The organism is Mesorhizobium sp. M1A.T.Ca.IN.004.03.1.1, from assembly GCF_003997555.1.
In the GTDB taxonomy this organism is placed as follows: domain Bacteria; phylum Pseudomonadota; class Alphaproteobacteria; order Rhizobiales; family Rhizobiaceae; genus Mesorhizobium.
The window spans coordinates 1-250 of sequence record NZ_RZTV01000767.1; the positions used below are offsets into that span (position 1 = coordinate 1).

General features: G+C 58.4%; 1 pseudogene. It reads left to right on the forward strand.

Annotated features, from left to right (window positions below):
* Positions 1 to 250: pseudogene (locus EOD29_RS33730) on the forward strand (NAD(P)-dependent oxidoreductase); the annotation flags it as partial.

Consider the following 250-nt stretch of genomic DNA (forward strand, 5'->3'; position numbering starts at 1 on the left):
CCCCACCGTGCTTATCCGGGAAGCTATGCGCTTTCCAAGGTTCTGGAAGAGGTGATGCTGGAGCAGTTCGGCATTCAGTACGGCCTCAATGGCTGTTGTCTGCGGGCGCCCTGGATCATGGAAAAGGACGATTTCAAATATTCGCTGTCTTTTGGCGACGATGTCTTTGGTGGCCCGGACTGGAAGACGCTGGTTCCGGAAGACGCGGCACGGCGCTACGCTGCTCTGGGGACGGTGCCACTGCTCCTTG